Below are 18,262 nucleotides of genomic sequence, written 5' to 3'. Positions count from 1 at the left end.
TTGAATGGAGGTTACCTTAATTATGTTTAAAGCAATAATTGCTATCCTGGTTATTCTACTCGTTTTATCATCTTTTCGCGTTGTACCGCAAAATAACGAAGGACTTATTGAGACTCTGGGCAAGTATTCTAGAACCGTTAAAGCCGGTCTAGTTGTTATCATTCCAATTATTCAGAAAATGCGGCGCGTTTCTTTAGCGATGTTTCCGGCAGAAATTTCAAAATATTCTATCATTACCAAAGATAATGCTGAGATTACCACCAGCTTAACCTTAAACTATTTGGTAACTGATTCTTATAAATACTTTTACAATAATACTGATTCAGTTAAATCAATGGTAGAACTAATTAGAGGGCACCTGCGTGACATCATTGGTCGAATGGACTTAAATGAAGCCCTTGGATCAACCAGTAAAATTAATACCCAATTATCTGAGGCTATCGGTGATTTAACCGATATTTATGGCATCCGGGTTGTACGGGTCAATATCGATGAGTTGCTACCAAGTGCTGAAATTCAGAAAGCCATGGATAAGCAATTGACCGCCGATCGTGAAAAAATTGCTGCTATTGAAAAAGCTGAAGGTGAAGCTAAAAACATTGAATTGACTACAAAAGCTAAAAACGATGCTTTAATTGCAACGGCAAAAGCGAAAGCTGAGGCCGTTAAAACCGAAGCCGATGCTGAGGCATACAGAATTAGTAAATTGCAAAGTAGCTTAGCTGCAGCCAGTGATGGCTACTTTAAAAATCAGAGTTTGGATAGTTTCAATAAGCTGGCCACAGGTCCTAACAACATGATTGTAGTTGATAAAGACGATATGACCAATTTGGGTTCAATTCCAGCAACTGCTAAAGTTTGGAATAAATCGACTGAAAACGAATAATCTACTATAAACGAGAAATTAGTAAACAAAAAAGACACCTTAATCAAAAGCGTCTTTTTTCGTTAGTCAGTAATGTATTGCTCGTAACCCTTATCAAAAATCGTAATCGTAAATATTGCTCCTTGATTTGGGCGAGACTTAACCGTAATCTTACCACCATGCTGTTTAATGAGTGAAGAAACAATGGACAAGCCAAGACCTGATTCTCCCGACCCGTCACGAACACGAGAAGGATCTGCCTTGAAAAATCTTTCAAAAATATATTTCATCTGCTCATCACTCATTCCAATCCCGTTATCGCTAACACTAATTTCTGTTCCATGATCTACTCTTTTACCGCAAATCATGATTTTACCCTTCTTAGTAAATTGAATAGCATTCTGAACGAGATTAACGATTATTTGGGTAAAACGATCTTGATCGGCATAGATTGGTAAGTCACTTGGAGCGCTAACCTTGATTCTATCATTTACTTTTTCGGCATTATGCGAAAGTTGAATGGACACATCATTTAAGATCTGCGTTGCATTAAATTCCGTCTTAGTCAAAAGAATCTGATTATTTCTGATTTTTTCAAAATCAAGATTTTCGTTAACTAATCTGATCAAGCGCTTGGTTTCACGCTGCATTAATTCAATTGACTTCGGTTTTGACTCCTCAGGAATAGCATTATACTGTAATCCTTCTAGAATACCATTAATTGTTGTCAGTGGCGTGCGCATTTCGTGAGCCGCATCAGCCAAAAATTGATCACGTCTTTTTTCCTGCTTTTTAATCTCGTTATCTGATTGTTTCAATGTTCGGACCATTTGATTAAAATTAGCAGCTAGTTGATCAATTTCATCATGACCAGTGTATTCTAATTGAACTTCAAAATTGCCAGCAGCCACTTTTTGCGTAGCACGTGTTAAGCGCTTAATTTTATTCGTGGTGTAATATGCTAAAGCGAAACTTAGCCCTAGTCCGACCATTAGTGCAATGATTAAGGCATTGACCAAGTTTTGTTTCGCCATCGTAATGGGCTTCTCAACATTTTTGACACGTGCACCAATCCAAACAGCACCAATAAACTGATGATCACTAATCCAAGGAACCAATACGCCAGTACATGAATCTTTAGTATGACCTAAGTAAGTATGCGAATCATTGTTATTTTTAATGCGAATTTCTTGTCCTTGTTTCAGGATTCCTAAAACATCTGAAGCTAAATGTAAATCTTCAGAAGTCTTAGGGTATATTTGCTTACTTTTTGAATCAAAAACGCGAATATGGAGATCATCTCCATGCAAAATAAACTCTAGTTGATGCAAAAATTCGGAATTGAGCAAATAAGTGCCATTTTTCTTATCAGTAGTTGCAAGTGACCCCAGAGCAGACGCATAATCTTCCATTCGTTGGTAATTTTGAGAATAAGATTGATTGGTAACATATAAAATTTCAGAATACCCAATAATCGCTACTGTGGTCAGAATAATCAGCAAAAAGCTGAGCATGTGCTGATAAATTAATTTCATATCGTAACTTTAAACCTGCGAATCATCAAATTTATAGCCGACGCCCCACACGGTTTGAATGACATTAGCGCCAACCTTTTCTAACTTTTGTCTTAGTTTTTTAATGTGGGCGTCAACGGTTCTCTCTTCGCCAAAATAATCATAGCCCCAAACAGATTCAAGTAATTGTCCACGTGAAAATACTTGTTTTGGTTTTTGGGCCATTGTATACAGTAAATTAAACTCTTTTGGAGTAATGTAGTCGACTTCTTTATTATCAAATAATACTTCTCGTCTTTTTTTCGAGATTTTCATATGTTGGGTTTCAACATCAAAAGTCTCATCACGTTTTTCCGAAATAACCTTGCTTTGATTATCTTCAATCATAATCCTGCGTTGCAACGCTTTAATGCGAGCAATCAGGGCAAGCGGACTAAATGGCTTTGAGACATAATCATCTGCCCCAACTCCCAGTCCTAAGATCTGTTCAGCCTCACTACTCCTGGCAGTTAACATAATAATTGGAATTGTCGGTGAGATGGCACAAACTTCTTTAGCAACTTGAATACCATCTTTTTTAGGCAAATTTAAATCTAAAGTGATCAAATCATATTGGTCAGGATTTTTGGCAAACATTTTGACAGCCTGATCACCATCAGTAGCCACATCCATGGTCCATCCTTCTTTTTTAATAAACATGTCCATCATTTCAGCAACTGATTTATCATCCTCAACCATTAAAATTCTCAAATTTTTTTCTGGTTTCATTTTCGGTCCCTAAATCCTTTAGTTTTTACCCTTTTTATTTTGTCAGGATCCGTGTAATCGCGCGGTAATTCATGACGTTCAAGCAAAAACTGCTTCAAACTTTTTTCTGTCGCCATAATTGGAAACAAAAGAAAAAGATAAAATGTAAGTAGCCAAAGCAAAAAATAGCGATCCCAATTTAAAGAATGAATCCCAATTCCTAATACTAACTGAATTCCGCCAAAAATAATAAAGTAAAGGCTTGCCTTTTTTTGAGCAAATCTAAAACTGGCTTTATTAACCTGAGCTAAGTATGAATAATAACCATAAAATGGGCAAGGTTTTTTAGGTGGGTTAATTAACCATAAGATACCCACAACTAAAATAATCGACCCACAAGCTATATAAATCATACTGTCTCCCCTTTTTAACAGAAAAAATTAGTCGTCATTTCCTGGTGCAGAAATAACCATTTTCATTTTACCAGTGAATGTAAAATTCTTCATCTGATTAGGAATAATCAAATTGGTACCTATATTTAAATCGTAAATCTTCGAATTAACTTCAAGCTTTCCTGAGCCCTCAATAACTGTTACCAGTAAATAAGGTTTATCATTTAAGCCAGTCTCCCATTTACCATCTAGAGTAATTTGCCAGAGGTAAAAGTGAGGTGAAACAGGCGGACAAACCAAAGTTTTAATGACAGCATCTTGTTCTTTTTTAACCTGAACATTAAGCTTAGGGTCAACATGCGGTACTGTTGTAACATCAATTGACTTTTGCGTGTGTAACTCTCGTTTTTGACCAGTTTTTTGATCTACTCGGTCATAATCATATAAACGATAAGTTACATCACTCGATTGCTGCGTCTCAATAACAACAATCCCCTTTGTTAGGGCATGAATTGTTCCAGCAGGTACATAAAAGAAATCGCCTTTTTTAACGGGTACTTTGCGAAGGAGTTTATCCCATTCACCTTTATTAATCATATCGGCTAATTCAGCGCGTGATTTTGCGTTATGACCATAGATTAGGTAAGAACCTGGATCAGCTTGTAAGACATACCAGCTTTCGGTTTTGCCACTATCATTTTCGACTTTGCGAGCATACTCATCGTCAGGGTGAACCTGTACCGAAAGATTATCATTAGCATCCAAAAATTTTACTAATAATGGAAATTCTTTACTTTTGGGATTACCAAAAAGTTCAGGATGTTCATGATAAACTGTCCGTAAGCTCTTGTTTTTTAAATCACCTGTCTCAACGGTTGAAGCATCATCCTTATAGCCTGATATCACCCATGCTTCACCAATCTGGCCCTCAGGAATATCGTAACTAAAAATAGTCTTTAACTTACGACCACCCCAAATTTTGGGTCTAAAGTATGGTGTTAAAAAAATTGGTTCCATCTGTCTCACCTCATATATAAGTTTAAACTTTTACTCTCTAAAATTAAAACCATTTTTTCAAATATGAAAACTTGATCTAAAACCAGATCTAACAGGTAATTAAATATTCATTTTTTAATTACCACTTAAAAGACCGGTCTCTTTTATTTTAAATGATTACAGACAAAAAACCTATCAGAATATGCTCTGATAGATTTTTTTTGGGAAATAATTTACTACTTTAGTTCAAATTCTTACTTTTATTTTTTTAAATATTCTAATCGTGATTCCGAAATTTCTTGATTTAAATCATGTACATATTCATCTTTTTTATCTCGCTCCCAGCCATAAAACTTCGCCATATGATTTATTACACCAAACTTAACTCGGTCTAAAGTATCATTTTTAAATAAAATATGATAAGTTCTGCGTAATAGATAGTCTACAGGAGTTAAAGTCATCTCTTCTGCCATTGAATAATCAAGGGCCGCTGTTTCGCCTAAACTCAGACCATCCTCCGGTTCAATTTCTTTAGCATGATCATATATTTTAACGGCTTCAGAACCAAATAAGTGTGCGATTTCTGTGGCATCGTCTTTCGTCAACCCAGCCGCAATTCCGTAGTCAGCAATTTTTGCCAACTCCTCTTCGGCATTATCGGAATTAAAATCACCTCCTGTCACTTTGATAGTAGCTGAATCTTGCAGCGTAAAATCTCTGTTAAACCGATCTTTTAAAACGGCCCTAATTTTAGCGATTGCACCATCTGCCATAATGCGGTAATCAGTTAGTTTTCCACCAGCCAAGGTAATTAAGCCATCTTCTGCTTGTGTTAAAGAACTGCCACGAGAAACCGCTGAGGGTGCAGAAGTACTATCGGAAACACTTGCTCCAGTAGTTGCATCAGCAGCTGCACTTTGGTTTTTTTCGACGTCAACTTCAATTAGCGGACGAACACCTGCCCAACTAGCCTCAATATCGGCTATTTTCAAATGAGCGCTCGGATATTTTTTATTAATAATATTTAGTAGATAATCAACATCTCCTTTCTCTACTTTTGGATCGGCAAGGTTACCAGTAAAATCAGTATCTGTCGTCCCAAAATAGGTCTTACCTTCTCTTGGAATGGTAAAAATCATCCGGCCATCTGCTGTCCCAGAACCAAAATAAGTTGGTTGGGGAACTTTTAAGCGTGTTTGATCGACGACTAAGTGAACGCCCTTTGTTGGCCGTAAGCGAGGTTTCCGGTAACTAGCTTTGTCTTCTTGCCGAACAATGTCAGACCATGGACCAGAAGTATTGATTACTACATTGGCGTGAATATCAAATTCTTCACCGGTTAAATTATCATGGACGCGGGCGCCATTAACACGCTTTGCTCTGTCATGAAGGATTTTTACGCTCTTTAGATGACTAACTGCTAAGCATCCCAGCTCATGAGCTTTTTTAACATTTTCAAGCACCAGCCGAGAATCATTATTCTGATAATCCAGATAAATGCCTGCACCTAGCAAGTTTTGCGAATTTAGCTGTGGCTCTCGTCTTAATGCCTCTTTCTTATCGATGGTGTAATTTGCATACTTTTTCAAGGGAGAATCACCCTCTATTCCAGCCAAATGATCATAAAGGTCCATTGCAACTTTGACTGAAAACATTGTAAACGTGGTATCCGGTTCATCATAAATCGGTAACATCATCGGATCAGGACGTGTCATATGCGGGGCTATGTGCTGGATGATTGCACGCTCCTTAACTGTATCTGAAACGACTTGCACATCAAAGGTTTTTAGGTAGCGAATACCGCCATGGACTAACCTAGTTGAACGTGAGGAAGTACCTGCACCAAAATCCTGCATGTCAATTAAACCAGTTTTCATTTTTGCTGCGGCAGCTTGGAGCGCTACTCCCGCTCCCGTTATCCCTCCGCCAATGACTAACAAATCAAGTTGTTCATTTTTTAACCGCTCAATTTCATCTTTTCTACTTGCAAGCGAGAATGTCATTTTCTAGCTCCTTTCTTTTTAGTTGGACTTCTTTTGAAAAGGAACGTAAGAAAAACTTTGCGCTGCCTTAACCGCCGACTTCCATCCGGAATACAAGGACTCACGTTCAGCCGTTGACATCTGCGGCTTAAAAATACGCCCGTTTTTCTGAATTTTTTTAATCTCACCAAGGTTTTCCCAGAAGCCAATCGCCAAGCCAGCTAAAAAGGCTGCTCCAAGTGCAGTGGTTTCCAAATTAGCTGCCCGTTCAATTTCTATACCAAGAATATCTGCTTGAAACTGCATTAGATAATCATTATTGGCGGCCCCACCATCAACTTTAAGTTTAGGAATTTTAATTTTAGTGTCTGCATGCATCGTATCAATAACATCACGGCTTTGGTAACCCAGCGATTGAAGCGTAGCTTTAGTAAAATCTGCGCTGGTTGTTCCTCTAGTTAAGCCAAAAACAGCGCCTCGCACGTCTGAATCCCAATATGGTGCGCCTAGACCGGTAAAAGCCGGAACAACAAATACTTCATTATGGTCTTTCGACTTCCGGGCCTCTTCTTCAGATTGCGGTGCATCCTCAATTATTCCCAGCTGATCGCGTAACCATTGGATTGCGGAACCAGCAACATAGACGCTTCCTTCAAGAGCGTAATTTACTTTGCCATTAAGACCGTATGCAACTGTCGTCAATAAATTATTCGCCGAAAATTTGGGCTTTTCACCCGTGTTCATGACGGTAAAAGCACCAGTACCATAAGTGTTTTTGACCATTCCTGGCTCAAACGCCAATTGGCCAATTAGGGCTGCTTGTTGATCACCTGCCATGCCAGCAATTGGTACCTGACTGCCATAAAAATGATATTCAGCAGTTTCACCATATACCTCCGAATTAGTTCTAATTTCAGGAAGCAATTTACGTGGAATGTTAAGCAGTTTTAAAATATCGTCGTCCCAATCCAATTTAGTAATATTGAACAACATCGTCCGGCTGGCATTGGTATAATCCGTTACATGAACCTTGCCCCCTGTTAGCTTCCACACCAGCCAAGAATCAATTGTTCCGAATAAAAGCTCACCATCTTCAGCACGTTGCTGGGCATTTTCAACGTGATCTAAAATCCACCGAATCTTAGTAGCGGAAAAATAAGCATCTGGTATTAGCCCGGTTTTTTCATGAATCATTTCCTGATAGCCACCAGCTTTTAACTTGTCTGCTATTGCAGAAGTTTGCCGCGATTGCCAAACAATTGCATGATAAATAGGTAACCCGGTTTTTTTGTCCCAGATGACCGTTGTCTCACGTTGATTAGTGATTCCAATTCCGGCAATTTGGTCTGGCTTAATTCCTGAATTGATGAATGAGTTAGCAATCGTTGATAAAACTGAGTTCCAGATTTCATTTGCATCATGTTCTACCCAACCAGGTTTAGGAAAATATTGGTTAAACTCTTTACGCGAGTCAATCACTTTTTTCCCTGCATGATCAAAAATGATCGCCCGGGTACTGGTTGTACCTTCATCAATTGCCAAAATATATTTCTTAGGCATTGTCCACTACTCCTTTTTTAGTATTTGTCTTAGGAAAATAACGATCGTTACAATTAAATTTTACCCTCGCTTTTTAGTAAGCGCTAACATATAATGGTGATAACTTATCACTTGAAGTTATAAGCAAAGGAAGCTTTTTAATGAAATATAATTTATTATCATTCAAGTATTTTGTTGATGTCGTTGAGACTCAGGGTTTTACTCCGGCAGCGAAAAGAAATTTTGTTTCCCAAACAGCTATTAGCAATTCCATCAAAAACCTGGAAAAAGAGTTAAATGTCAAACTGATTGACCGCTCTACTTCACACTTTAAAGTAACTTTTGCTGGCGAAAAGCTCTATCACTATGTCATCCAGATTTTGAATAATTACTATGAATTCAATGCTCAAGTAAGCCAACTGGACAACTCTTACCACACTCTGCGTATCCATTATTTACGGGGGTTTAACTATTGGGCAATTAACTTAGCCAAGCTTTTAAAAACACATCATGCTTCTCTGGCTTTACAACTAGACACCGAAAACTTTTCAGAGAGTATCACCAAGTTAGACCAGGGCGACTATGATATTTTGGTGAGCTTCTCAACAGCTCTTAGTAAAATTAAAAATATTCATTCTCAAAAAATTGGAACAGCCAACTTTAGTATTTTAGTCAATCAAAACTGTTTAAATGAACGCGGAGAAATTAAAAAGGAAGAAACAAAAAAGCAGCCACTTTTTTTACAAAAATGGACTGCAACAGAAGACAATGATGTGCAAACAAAAATTCTCCAAATCTTGGCCAAGATGAAAATTGACTATAGCGATATTATCTACCTCAATAGCTTTGATGGTGCACTTTCGAATGTCTTATTAAACCAAGGAATGGCAATTTACCCTAAAGAACTGGCAATTCCCGGTATTAATGATCAAAACATAAGGTATTTACCCAATTTACCCCTTCTTCAATATGATGTTGTCGCCATCTATAAAGATCCGGCAATTACCCGTATTCTAAGTCAAAGTATAACCGCGAAATAAGTAATAATATCACTACTTAATCTAATAATTATTCAAAAAATTATTTATGCCGTGCGTTTGCCGTAAGAAAATAAAAAAGCTTGTAACAATTGCTGTTACAAGCTTTTTAATATGGAGATGAGGGGAATTGAACCCCTGTCCAAACGCATCCCGTCACTGACATCTACGATTATAGTTATATTATTTGAACTTCACTAGCCCAAAACGCCATATAACAGGGCTAGAATGGACTAGCTAACCTGTAATGACTCTTTTTAACTATTCAGATGAGGTAGTTAAACGTAACTCACTAAGTTGATACTTGAAACCAAACGTGAGTAATTCGGTAACAAGCAACACATGCGCTTAAATTAAGCAGCTAATGCGTAAGAATTTTCTTTATTTGCAGTTATAAAACTGTGACGTTTTTACGTAGACGTGACCTACGAACCGCAGTCAATGCGAATCTACGCCTGTCGAATCCCAAAACATCCCCGTTTAAGACGACATTATTATAGCATAAAGGTGATTGCATTACTACTGGCAGCTGTTATCAGCAATTTTACTATTTTAAAAAACGAATTTGTCAAACGCCTGCTTAATACCATCATCATCATTGGTTGATGTAACATAATCGGCGTGTTTTTTGGCAGCATCGGATCCATTACCCATTACTACAGCGGTTCCGGCAACATTAAACATCGGAATATCGTTTTGCTCGTCACCAATCGCCAAAATCTCACTAGTCTTAATTCCTAGTTTTTCGGCCAAGAACTCTAAAGCTGCACCCTTATTAACATTTTGATGCATAACTTCTAAAAAATAAGGATGTGCTCGGACTACATAATTATCTTGCCCAAATTCTTTCATGACATCATCCTCAATCTGGTCTAATTTTTCTTTTTCATCACCAAAAACCGCTTTAATAATCTGGTGATCTTTAGTCAATTCTGCTGGTTTTCTGACCAAGACTCCAGCACTATTTTCCCATGCCTGAACTACCGTAATCCAATTGACATCCAAGTTACTAGTAATAATATTGCTATCAGCATCCACTATATTGTATGAAACATTGTGATCATATGAATATTGATCAATTTTCTGATAAGTGGCAAAATCTAACCCGGCTTTTTTTAATAATTTACCCGTAACTGACTCAATCACAGCACCATTAAAAGTAATCACATATTGGTCATCAGTTACAATATCTAATTCATTTAAAAAGTGCTTAACTCCCGCCAAAGGCCGTCCTGAGCACAAAACCACTTTTACTTGTTGGTTTACTGCTTTTTTAATAGTGGTGATTGTTGATTCTAATAACTTTCCGTTACTATTTAATAAAGTATCATCAACATCAATTGCTACTAATTTAATCAATTATTTCTCCTTGCGTTATTTTCTTTAGTTCTTCAGTTATAGCCTGTCTTATTTTTCCATGTTTATTTGCATCATACTGATATTTTGAATCAGTCCAAAAACTCGAATCATACAACCAAACAGGCTTTGCCAACCTTTTAGAATTTTCTGTTAAGTATCGTGGGAATACATGTGCATGCAAAAAATTATCAGTATTTCCTAAAATATCATAGTTAACCCTTTGACATGAGCATACTTTTAATAGGATATCCCCTACCAAACTCATCACACACAAAAATGATGTTCTTTCATTAATTTCTAAATCATTCAAAGAAGGTACTTTTCTTTTAGGTAATATAACGCAATAACCTGGTAAAAACTGTGTATCTCCAAAAGCTACAAAACTTCCAGTTAGTTCCGCCATTACCATTGGATTAGTACCATTTATTGCAGAATCAATTCTGTCATCACGCCAATCTCTCATATTCTCTCCCCTTTAACCTATTTATTTATCATAACAAAAATTATACAAAAAAACCGCTAAGATTTTTTCTTAACGGTTTTTCCGAAGTTTAATTTAAATGTGCCAAACGAACGACATCGCGTTCAATCATCAATTCCTCATCAGTTGGAATAACAAGTGCTTTAATTTTCGAGTCTGGTTTTGAAATAAATTTTTCGCCATTAGACTTATTAGCCTCATAATCAGGTTCTAAGCCCATAAATTCAAATGATTTCATTACTTCTTCCCGAATACCAGCATCATGCTCGCCAACTCCGGCAGTGAAAATAATTGCGTCAACACCTTTAAGTTCAACGATATATGATCCAACATATTGTCTTACCCGGTTAACAAAAATTTTACGTGCCAGTGCTGCTCTTTGTGCAGAATTGTTTTCAAGATCGCGCATATCAGAAGAAATTCCTGAAATTCCTAATAAGCCTGATTTATCATTTAAGATATCAATCATTTCATTAATATCAAGATGATCTTTATTCATAATGTATTGTAAAACAGATGGATCAACATCACCTGAACGCGTACCCATAGTAATTCCAGCTAATGGGGTAAAGCCCATCGAAGTATCATATGATTTACCATTTTTTACAGCCGTTACTGACGCACCGGAACCTAAATGACAAACAATTAACTTTAAGTCTTCGACATCTTTTTTAAGCATTTGACCGGCACGGCCAACAATATAACGAACTGAAGTACCATGAGCACCATACTTACGAATACCATATTTTTCATAGTATTCGTAAGGAATTGAATAAATGTAGTGCTCTGGATCTAAAGTTTGATGGAAAGAAGTATCGAAGACACCAACTTCCGGTACATCAGGTAGTAATTTCATGAAAGCTTCAATTCCCTTACCTTCAGCCGGATTATGTAACGGTGCATATTCTTTTAAATCATAAATCTTTTGCAATTTTGCTTGATCAATGATGGCAGAATCAGTAAAATCTTCTCCCCCTGCAACTATTCGATGACCTACGCCGACAATTTCACTTAAATCGTCAACTACATGGTAGTCTTTTAAAGCCTTTAATAGCAGATTAACAGCAGTTTCTTGATCTGGAATAGCAATTTCTTGCGTATGCTTTTCGCCGTTTGCCAATTTAATTTCAAAAGAAGAGCCATCAATTCCAACTCGATCGGCAATTCCTTCTGCTAACACTTTTTCTTCTGGGATAGCAAACAATTTATATTTAAAAGAAGAGCTGCCTGAGTTAATTGCTAAAACTTTTTTCATAAATGATATTCCTCCATACACATAATTTAGACTTTTTCACAAATTAATGAATATTTTTAGTATACCACTCATTTAGTTTAACATTAAGCTTGATTAGGTCTTCTTCGTTTTTAAAAGAGTCCAACTTTGTGAGAAATACTTCACAATTTTTTGCTTGCTCGCCGTGGTTTTGAAATACTAACACTGACTTTTGGTTAAACTTATTTTGAAAGAGATTATCGGGTAGCTCAATTATTGCCCGGAGATATACTTTCTCCGACAAACAAGGCATAAAGTCACTTCCACCTTTACCAGAAAGTATTGCTTGCGGTACAACCAAAAAAGCATAGCCATCTGGCCGCAAACTTTTAATAATTTGTTCAATAAATAAGAAGTGAGCAAATGAATGGCCTTTTTCAGCTTTAGTAGCAAAATTTGCAGCATTGTCATCGTCTGGATAGTAGCCAATTGGAATATCGCTTACAACAATATCTGGCTTGGCAAAAAGCCAAGGTGTAAGAGCATCCTGACAGAATAACTCAATATCAATCTTATTCAAATGTGCACTGATATCCGCAAAATTGAGCATTTCTTCATCATTATCAATTCCAAATAATTGAAAATTGCTCCGTGAATGATTAGCTCTTTTTAGTTGGTTAATTATTGAAAATAATAAATTACCTGATCCAATAGCCGGATCCACAATTACCTGTTTTTTATCTGGCAAAAGTTTTTGCATAAACATTGCAATAATTGTTGCGATAATTGGTGGTGTTGGCATTTGATTAGGATCTAGTCCATCTTCATTAATCGCCTTAAGTGTTAAATACGTAAACAGCTGAACTTTAACTTGTTGAGTCAGCTCATCATAATGCAGATCAGCGTATTTTTTACTTAATTTAGCCACAGTTTCCTTATCAGGTGCTCCTAATTCAACCTTGATCTGGTTGTTTTCCAAATTATCAAATGTTTCTGTTAGAGCTTCACCAAAAGAGACATTCAATGCCTCTTGCAAGCAATTAATACAATCTAAAAATTTATTAAACAGTTCTTCTATATTGTTCATCTCGTGTCCCCTTCTATTTCATTAAACATTTTAATAGAAAGAAGGCAATTCAAGCAAGCAAATCAATTATTTAGTAGGTATTGGATTAGTAATAAATTATTTTGCATGCAATCACGAAAGATCAACTGGTAAAATTGGACAAAAATTAAACAAGTACTTAAAACTAACACACTACTAAGTAATGCACTTGCTTTAAACTTGGTGAATCTTTTTATTAGCATTTTTTTCCTTCTTTTTCGGAATAGGATCAAGTTTAAAATAAATTTCTGACTTACGACCATCTTCTTCAGTTATCGTTATTTTAATTTGCCGATTCTTAGTGACAAAAAAGGCTCTTTTAATATTTAAAAGAAGTGGCATGTGCCCGCCCTCGGGGGTAGTGACACGAATCATATTTTTGTAATGCGTCAAAAGATAAATATTTGATTCGCCGTCTTTAGTAACTTTTTCAACAGCGGCTTGCCGTGAATTCGACGCCTCTGGAAATGCGAAGCCCGTCTTAACATCTTCATCCCCTAAAAACTGATTAAATTGAACATAACTGAAGACAATATCATCGGTATGATGCTGCAAATGATTAGACACAGTAATTGTTTTTATTAACCCTTGCAGAGTTACTACAATTAAAAGTGTCACCATAACTGAATAGATGGCTTCTGCTATTAAAAAACTATTATTTCGTGATCTGATAAGTTTTTTTATCTTTTGTGTCATAAACTTTTTTATTACCTACTAATTGATAAACGTGACTATGAACTGTAATTTGAGCTAGATCGCATTTTTTCATGACATGCCAGGCGTAGACACGATCAGTTTTTTCTTCCATTTTTTGCTCCAAGGCACGACTTTGACCGACGATTAGCGCCATAATTACAACCCCAGAAATAGTTATCAGCAACGCTACAATGCTTTCTACTATTAAAAATCCTGTTAGCTTAGTCTTTACCATTTATTGCACGTCCCCACATCATTTGTAATCGAATTCGTCTTGTTTCATGATGATTAGTAATAACGACCGTATGCGGTGCCATTGAACCTTTGGCAGATATTTTAAAGTTGGCAAGATTATATATCTCGATTTGAGAGTTGATTTTAATCTTGCGGTAATCATGACTTCTTTTAATAGATAAGTATTTCGATTCTGGATAAAAACTGATTATGGTTGGCTCATGCTCAATAGTTGATATTCTTGCAGCCTGCTCAATTGAGCTTTTAACTTCTCTAGCAGTATTATCCAAAATTAACTTTTCATCATATTTTTTTAGGTAGACTGTTCCAAGCATCACCAGACTAATCGAAATGGTTAAAGTAATCATCATTTCAATAAGAGTAAAGCCCGATTTTTTTACTTTATTCGGTAGCTTTTTGAACAACACCGTCTACAACCGTATAACCTTTAGCCTTTTCAAGCTGCTTTTTAGTCAAATAACCATCATCAAACATATTTTTAAAGTTAATCTCCTTACCGTCACGGTCTTTGTCATCCTCATATAAGTTGGCTTGTGTCTGTAATGTGGTTTTAAAAGCATCATTTGTTTTTTCATTGGCACTTTGTTTTTGCTTAGCTAAGTTCGGTGCAATTATCACTAGGAGCATAACAATAATTGCTACAACGATAACCATTTCAATTAAGGTAAATCCTTTTGCTTTTTTCTTTTTAATATTTTTAGTAATTAAATTCTTGTTCATTTTTCCTTCTTCTAGATGCTCTGCATCATTGCATACATTGGTAGTAGCAACTTAAGATACATCCCAATAATGCATAATCCTATTAAAATAAAACAAACCGGCTGGACATTAACAATCAGCTTAGTAATTCTATTGGTCAAATCAGTAAAAAGTGTCCGACCTAATAGCAAACATCTTTTACTGAGATCTTCTTTTTTGGAACCCGCTTTAACTAAAAGCAGTAATTCATTCGGCAAAAAATACTCATATTTGATAATTTCCTCTAAACTCTTTCCAGCTAGTAATTGTTGCCTAATTTTTTCACCGATAAATTGTTGCAGCGAACCTTTTTCTTGAATTGCGGCATATTCACACATTTTCTGTAATGAAAAGCCACTCGCAAGCAGCATTCCGATATCGTATATCAACAAATATTTAACGTACAAACTAATCAAGTTTCCGATAACAGGGAAATGAGCTAATTTATTTAATGAATGGTAATCCTGCAATTTTAGTAGGTTCATTATCTTAACCAGATAATATAAAAATAACAGACTCAAAAATAATAAAATGAGTAACATGATATCGCCCGTGTGCTCATTAGTATCAGCAAATTGATTTGAAACAAAGGTTTGCATAAAAAACAATAAAAAGATCATCATTAGCGCTAAAACAAACGGATAAGACATTTCTGCTTTTAGTTTTTTAATTTGGTCATTTTTTAACCGGTTTAGAGTTGCCAGTTGCGATAAGCATTCAACTAAATTGCCTTGCCTCAGCGCTAATGCAACTTGTGTTGCAATTGTTTTTGAAAAACCTAATGTCAACATTAAACTGTTCAAACTGCTACCAGATTGAATATTTTTATTTACTTGAACGAGCAAATCTTTTCGCTTGGGCCATAAAATTGGCATTAATTCCAAGCTAACACTGAGCGAAAAACCATTTGCTAAACTATTTTGTAAATAATCTAAAAAATTAAGCCGCTCTTGATTAGTCAGTTTATCCTTTTTTAAACCGTTCATATACCTGCGCACTGATCTGTCCTCCCTCACATAATTTAGTTAAGTTACTGGGCCAGTTAATAAAATCTGAACGGATACTTTGACTAAGTGCATTTGTTAGATCGTCTTCTGCTGCAATATCCATTAAGCAGGACGAACCATTTACAGTCGGTAATAACCGTTGATAGCAAATTGCGGTAAGACAATTACTTAACTCATTAGCATTAACATGAAGGCTTTCTAACCTTGATAGTGTCTGCAGTGTACTTTTTGCATGCACAGTGGCGAAAACCAAATGGCCACTTAAAGCAGCATCAACTGCCAGCCGTGCAGTCGCGCTGTTTCGTATTTCACCAATAATTAAAATATCTGGGCGATGGCGCATTGCAGCTTCAAGAAGTTTAGTGTATGTGATGCCAGCCTCAAAATTAACCTGTGTTTGTAAAAATGACTTTTCCTGGATTTCCACTGGATCTTCAATTGTCATCACCATTTGGCTCTTGCTCATGCGCTTAGCCAATTTGTACATCGTAGTTGTTTTTCCCGAACCAGTGGGACCGCTTGTTAGAATAAGCCCTCTTTTTTGCGTCAATTTTTCTAAACGCTGCAGCTGCTTACTGTAAAAAAACTTACTTGCACCAATTCGATAAATTATCCTGATAACAAGTGATTCATTATCGTTATAGTCACCGATACTTGATAAACGTAAATAATATTTTTCGTGGTTAAATTGATATTCAAGCGCTCCAACTTGCGGCCGGCGATGTTCGGCAATGTCCATTTGTGCCGCAAACTTCAAAAAATTAATTACTTCCCTTCCTTCATTTACAGAAAATGATCTTTGCCGTTTAATACCAGCTATTGTGCGCAAGTTGATAATCAGTTCTTGATTCTGAATTAAAAAGAAAATATCACTTGCATGTTTTTGAATCGCTTGTTCAATCAGTGAATTAACCATTTCTTTAACTCGCATAAATACCCCCTTATTTTTGTCACCATTATTAGTTACGCAAAAAAACGATTTTATTTTTTAAAAAGAAAAATTTTTAGCAAACAAAAAGAGTAGCATTTGTATGCTGCCCTTTTTGCGCTTAAATACCAATCGCCCCAATCAAGCTCGCTTAGAAGGGGTGGAAAACAGTCTCTCACTCTAAAAGATAATGTTTATATTTGTATAGATTTGTATAGAATATTATGTAATTAATAAAATCTCTAGAAAAGAATAAATTTAGTATGTTTTCCTCTTACTCATCTGTTTGCATAAGAGATTTGCTGTATTTGTCGAATAGGTGTTCTGTTAGGAAACTTAAACGAATTTAACTCTTTTGCTCCGATTTGATTAGTATTTAATGCGTCTACTCCCAAGGCATCACTCTCCTTTCTGGTCGTATGCTAAAAAAATAAAATCATTATTTAATTTTTTTAATTCAGTCAACTGTTCGAAATACCAGTATTATTTTTAAGTCAATTTATGAGTATACACTAAACCCTCTTAAGTAATCTACAAATATTACTGATTTTACAAGATTTAATGTTTTACTAAACAAATACTATACCCATATCACTATTCACGAATAGTAATACGCTTAACTATCTTTAAGCAATTTTGTATTTAGAATAAAATAATTGACTTAAAAAAATAAATTCATATAATAATACAAAACGTAGTAATGAATATTTTTATGGTCCTTGCCAAGTTTTGGCACATTATGCTGTTAGTTAATAATACACGGACACTTTTGTGGACGTAACATAGTACAAAATATTGTTTTTTTTGCTATCACTAGTGATACTATTTAGATATAGCAAAAAAGTAGCCAATCCCAAATAATGACTACTTAATTCAAACGTTACACAATATGAAAAGTCTTTACGCAGTCCATCTTGTGGATGGTTTTATTATAATACCACCTTTGATAGCGGTCAAGCGAAAAAGACAATCATTTGTGATACTTTTTTAAGGAAAGAGTTGCCATGAATGTCTATACTCGTATTTATAAAACTGCCAAAAATCACGGAATGTCCGTTAAAGAAGTAGCAAAAAAAGCCCATATTGGGGAAAATAGTATTTATCGCTGGAAAGTAATTAAACCTTCAATTGAATCTTTAACTAAAGTAGCTAAAGTTCTTCACGTTTCGACGGATTTTTTACTCGGACAGGATAACAATAAAGGGATAGATCTAGCGGATACAACTATGCCGTTATTTTATCAAGGTCATCCTATTCCAGATAAATACATTAAAATGCTTGGCTTTCTCATGGAAGAAGATATTCATGAAAAGAGCCCAAAAGACAAGCACTAACACAACTAAATAATCAATTTATATTTAAAAGAACATTGCCGCAAAACAAAAAGCCTAAGCTTAGCTCTGATAAT

Annotated in this window: 19 protein-coding genes and 1 other RNA gene; 3 read left to right on the top strand and 17 right to left on the bottom strand. The window is 35.8% G+C overall.

The annotated features are described in order from the left end of the window. Positions 1-22: 22 nt before the first annotated feature. The gene (locus J3U54_RS04225; protein WP_258567364.1) at positions 23-886 is read left to right on the top strand and encodes an SPFH domain-containing protein; all 864 of its coding nucleotides are present in this window, start codon (positions 23-25) and stop codon (positions 884-886) included. Between the two features lie 62 nt (positions 887-948). Here the strand turns inward: J3U54_RS04225 and J3U54_RS04220 are convergent, their stop codons facing one another. The 6 genes from J3U54_RS04220 to glpK form a co-directional block, all read right to left on the bottom strand. Next, entirely contained in the window at positions 949-2,400 is a 1,452-nt protein-coding gene (locus J3U54_RS04220; RefSeq protein WP_103752189.1) for a sensor histidine kinase, read from the bottom strand. Positions 2,401-2,409: 9 nt separating this feature from the next. After that, a complete protein-coding gene (locus J3U54_RS04215; RefSeq protein ID WP_103752188.1) occupies positions 2,410-3,147 on the bottom strand; it encodes a response regulator transcription factor in 738 nt (245 codons plus the stop codon). Continuing rightward, positions 3,144-3,539 (bottom strand): SdpI family protein, encoded by a 396-nt coding sequence (locus J3U54_RS04210; RefSeq protein ID WP_103752187.1) that lies wholly within the window; start codon positions 3,537-3,539, stop codon positions 3,144-3,146. The genes J3U54_RS04215 and J3U54_RS04210 overlap by 4 nt, the downstream gene beginning before the upstream one ends. Before the next feature lie 27 nt (positions 3,540-3,566). Next, positions 3,567-4,535 (bottom strand): mannose-6-phosphate isomerase, class I, encoded by a 969-nt coding sequence (manA, locus tag J3U54_RS04205; protein WP_267385211.1) that lies wholly within the window; start codon positions 4,533-4,535, stop codon positions 3,567-3,569. A gap of 239 nt (positions 4,536-4,774) precedes the next feature. Beyond that, positions 4,775-6,517, bottom strand: coding sequence for an FAD-dependent oxidoreductase (locus J3U54_RS04200; protein ID WP_267385210.1), 1,743 nt, complete (start codon positions 6,515-6,517; stop codon positions 4,775-4,777). Positions 6,518-6,535: 18 nt separating this feature from the next. Beyond that, positions 6,536-8,056 carry a glycerol kinase GlpK gene (gene glpK, locus J3U54_RS04195; RefSeq protein ID WP_267385209.1) on the bottom strand — a complete coding sequence of 507 codons (1,521 nt, stop codon included), beginning with the start codon at positions 8,054-8,056 and terminating at the stop codon, positions 6,536-6,538. 140 nt (positions 8,057-8,196) lie between these two features. On the opposite strand from glpK, the gene J3U54_RS04190 reads away from it, so the two are divergent. After that, positions 8,197-9,075, top strand: a complete 879-nt coding sequence (locus J3U54_RS04190; RefSeq protein ID WP_267385208.1) for a LysR family transcriptional regulator — start codon at positions 8,197-8,199, stop codon at positions 9,073-9,075. A 109-nt stretch (positions 9,076-9,184) separates the two neighbouring features. On the opposite strand, the gene ssrA is transcribed toward J3U54_RS04190, so the two are convergent. From ssrA to comGA, 11 genes are all read right to left on the bottom strand, one after another. Then, positions 9,185-9,550: a transfer-messenger RNA gene (gene ssrA, locus J3U54_RS04185) on the bottom strand. 74 nt (positions 9,551-9,624) lie between these two features. Next, positions 9,625-10,431, bottom strand: a complete 807-nt coding sequence (locus tag J3U54_RS04180; protein WP_267385207.1) for a Cof-type HAD-IIB family hydrolase — start codon at positions 10,429-10,431, stop codon at positions 9,625-9,627. Further along, positions 10,424-10,894: an HIT family protein gene (locus J3U54_RS04175; RefSeq protein WP_267385206.1), complete on the bottom strand. Its 471-nt coding sequence runs from the start codon at positions 10,892-10,894 to the stop codon at positions 10,424-10,426. The genes J3U54_RS04180 and J3U54_RS04175 overlap by 8 nt, the downstream gene beginning before the upstream one ends. A gap of 88 nt (positions 10,895-10,982) precedes the next feature. Continuing rightward, positions 10,983-12,167: an acetate/propionate family kinase gene (locus J3U54_RS04170; protein ID WP_220221015.1), complete on the bottom strand. Its 1,185-nt coding sequence runs from the start codon at positions 12,165-12,167 to the stop codon at positions 10,983-10,985. 43 nt (positions 12,168-12,210) lie between these two features. After that, positions 12,211-13,212 (bottom strand): class I SAM-dependent methyltransferase, encoded by a 1,002-nt coding sequence (locus J3U54_RS04165; protein ID WP_267385205.1) that lies wholly within the window; start codon positions 13,210-13,212, stop codon positions 12,211-12,213. 192 nt (positions 13,213-13,404) lie between these two features. After that, entirely contained in the window at positions 13,405-13,851 is a 447-nt protein-coding gene (locus J3U54_RS04160; protein ID WP_267385204.1) for a ComGF family competence protein, read from the bottom strand. 34 nt (positions 13,852-13,885) lie between these two features. Further along, positions 13,886-14,161 carry a hypothetical protein gene (locus J3U54_RS04155; protein ID WP_220221012.1) on the bottom strand — a complete coding sequence of 92 codons (276 nt, stop codon included), beginning with the start codon at positions 14,159-14,161 and terminating at the stop codon, positions 13,886-13,888. Then, positions 14,148-14,588: a type II secretion system protein gene (locus J3U54_RS04150; RefSeq protein WP_220235311.1), complete on the bottom strand. Its 441-nt coding sequence runs from the start codon at positions 14,586-14,588 to the stop codon at positions 14,148-14,150. The genes J3U54_RS04155 and J3U54_RS04150 overlap by 14 nt, the downstream gene beginning before the upstream one ends. Next, positions 14,563-14,901 carry a competence type IV pilus major pilin ComGC gene (gene comGC / locus J3U54_RS04145; protein ID WP_103752176.1) on the bottom strand — a complete coding sequence of 113 codons (339 nt, stop codon included), beginning with the start codon at positions 14,899-14,901 and terminating at the stop codon, positions 14,563-14,565. Before comGC ends, J3U54_RS04150 begins: the two co-directional genes overlap by 26 nt. An 11-nt stretch (positions 14,902-14,912) precedes the next feature. Then, positions 14,913-15,905, bottom strand: a complete 993-nt coding sequence (locus J3U54_RS04140; RefSeq protein WP_267385350.1) for a type II secretion system F family protein — start codon at positions 15,903-15,905, stop codon at positions 14,913-14,915. Further along, positions 15,883-16,857 carry a competence type IV pilus ATPase ComGA gene (gene comGA, locus J3U54_RS04135; RefSeq protein WP_267385199.1) on the bottom strand — a complete coding sequence of 325 codons (975 nt, stop codon included), beginning with the start codon at positions 16,855-16,857 and terminating at the stop codon, positions 15,883-15,885. The genes J3U54_RS04140 and comGA overlap by 23 nt, the downstream gene beginning before the upstream one ends. Before the next feature lie 1,001 nt (positions 16,858-17,858). On the opposite strand from comGA, the gene J3U54_RS04130 reads away from it, so the two are divergent. Beyond that, positions 17,859-18,188 carry a helix-turn-helix domain-containing protein gene (locus J3U54_RS04130; protein ID WP_267385198.1) on the top strand — a complete coding sequence of 110 codons (330 nt, stop codon included), beginning with the start codon at positions 17,859-17,861 and terminating at the stop codon, positions 18,186-18,188. Positions 18,189-18,262: the final 74 nt, after the last annotated feature.

It is taken from the genome of Lactobacillus sp. B4007, assembly GCF_026535895.1.
In the GTDB taxonomy this organism is placed as follows: Bacteria; Bacillota; Bacilli; order Lactobacillales; family Lactobacillaceae; genus Lactobacillus; species Lactobacillus panisapium.
This window is presented reverse-complemented; position numbering and strand designations above follow the sequence as displayed.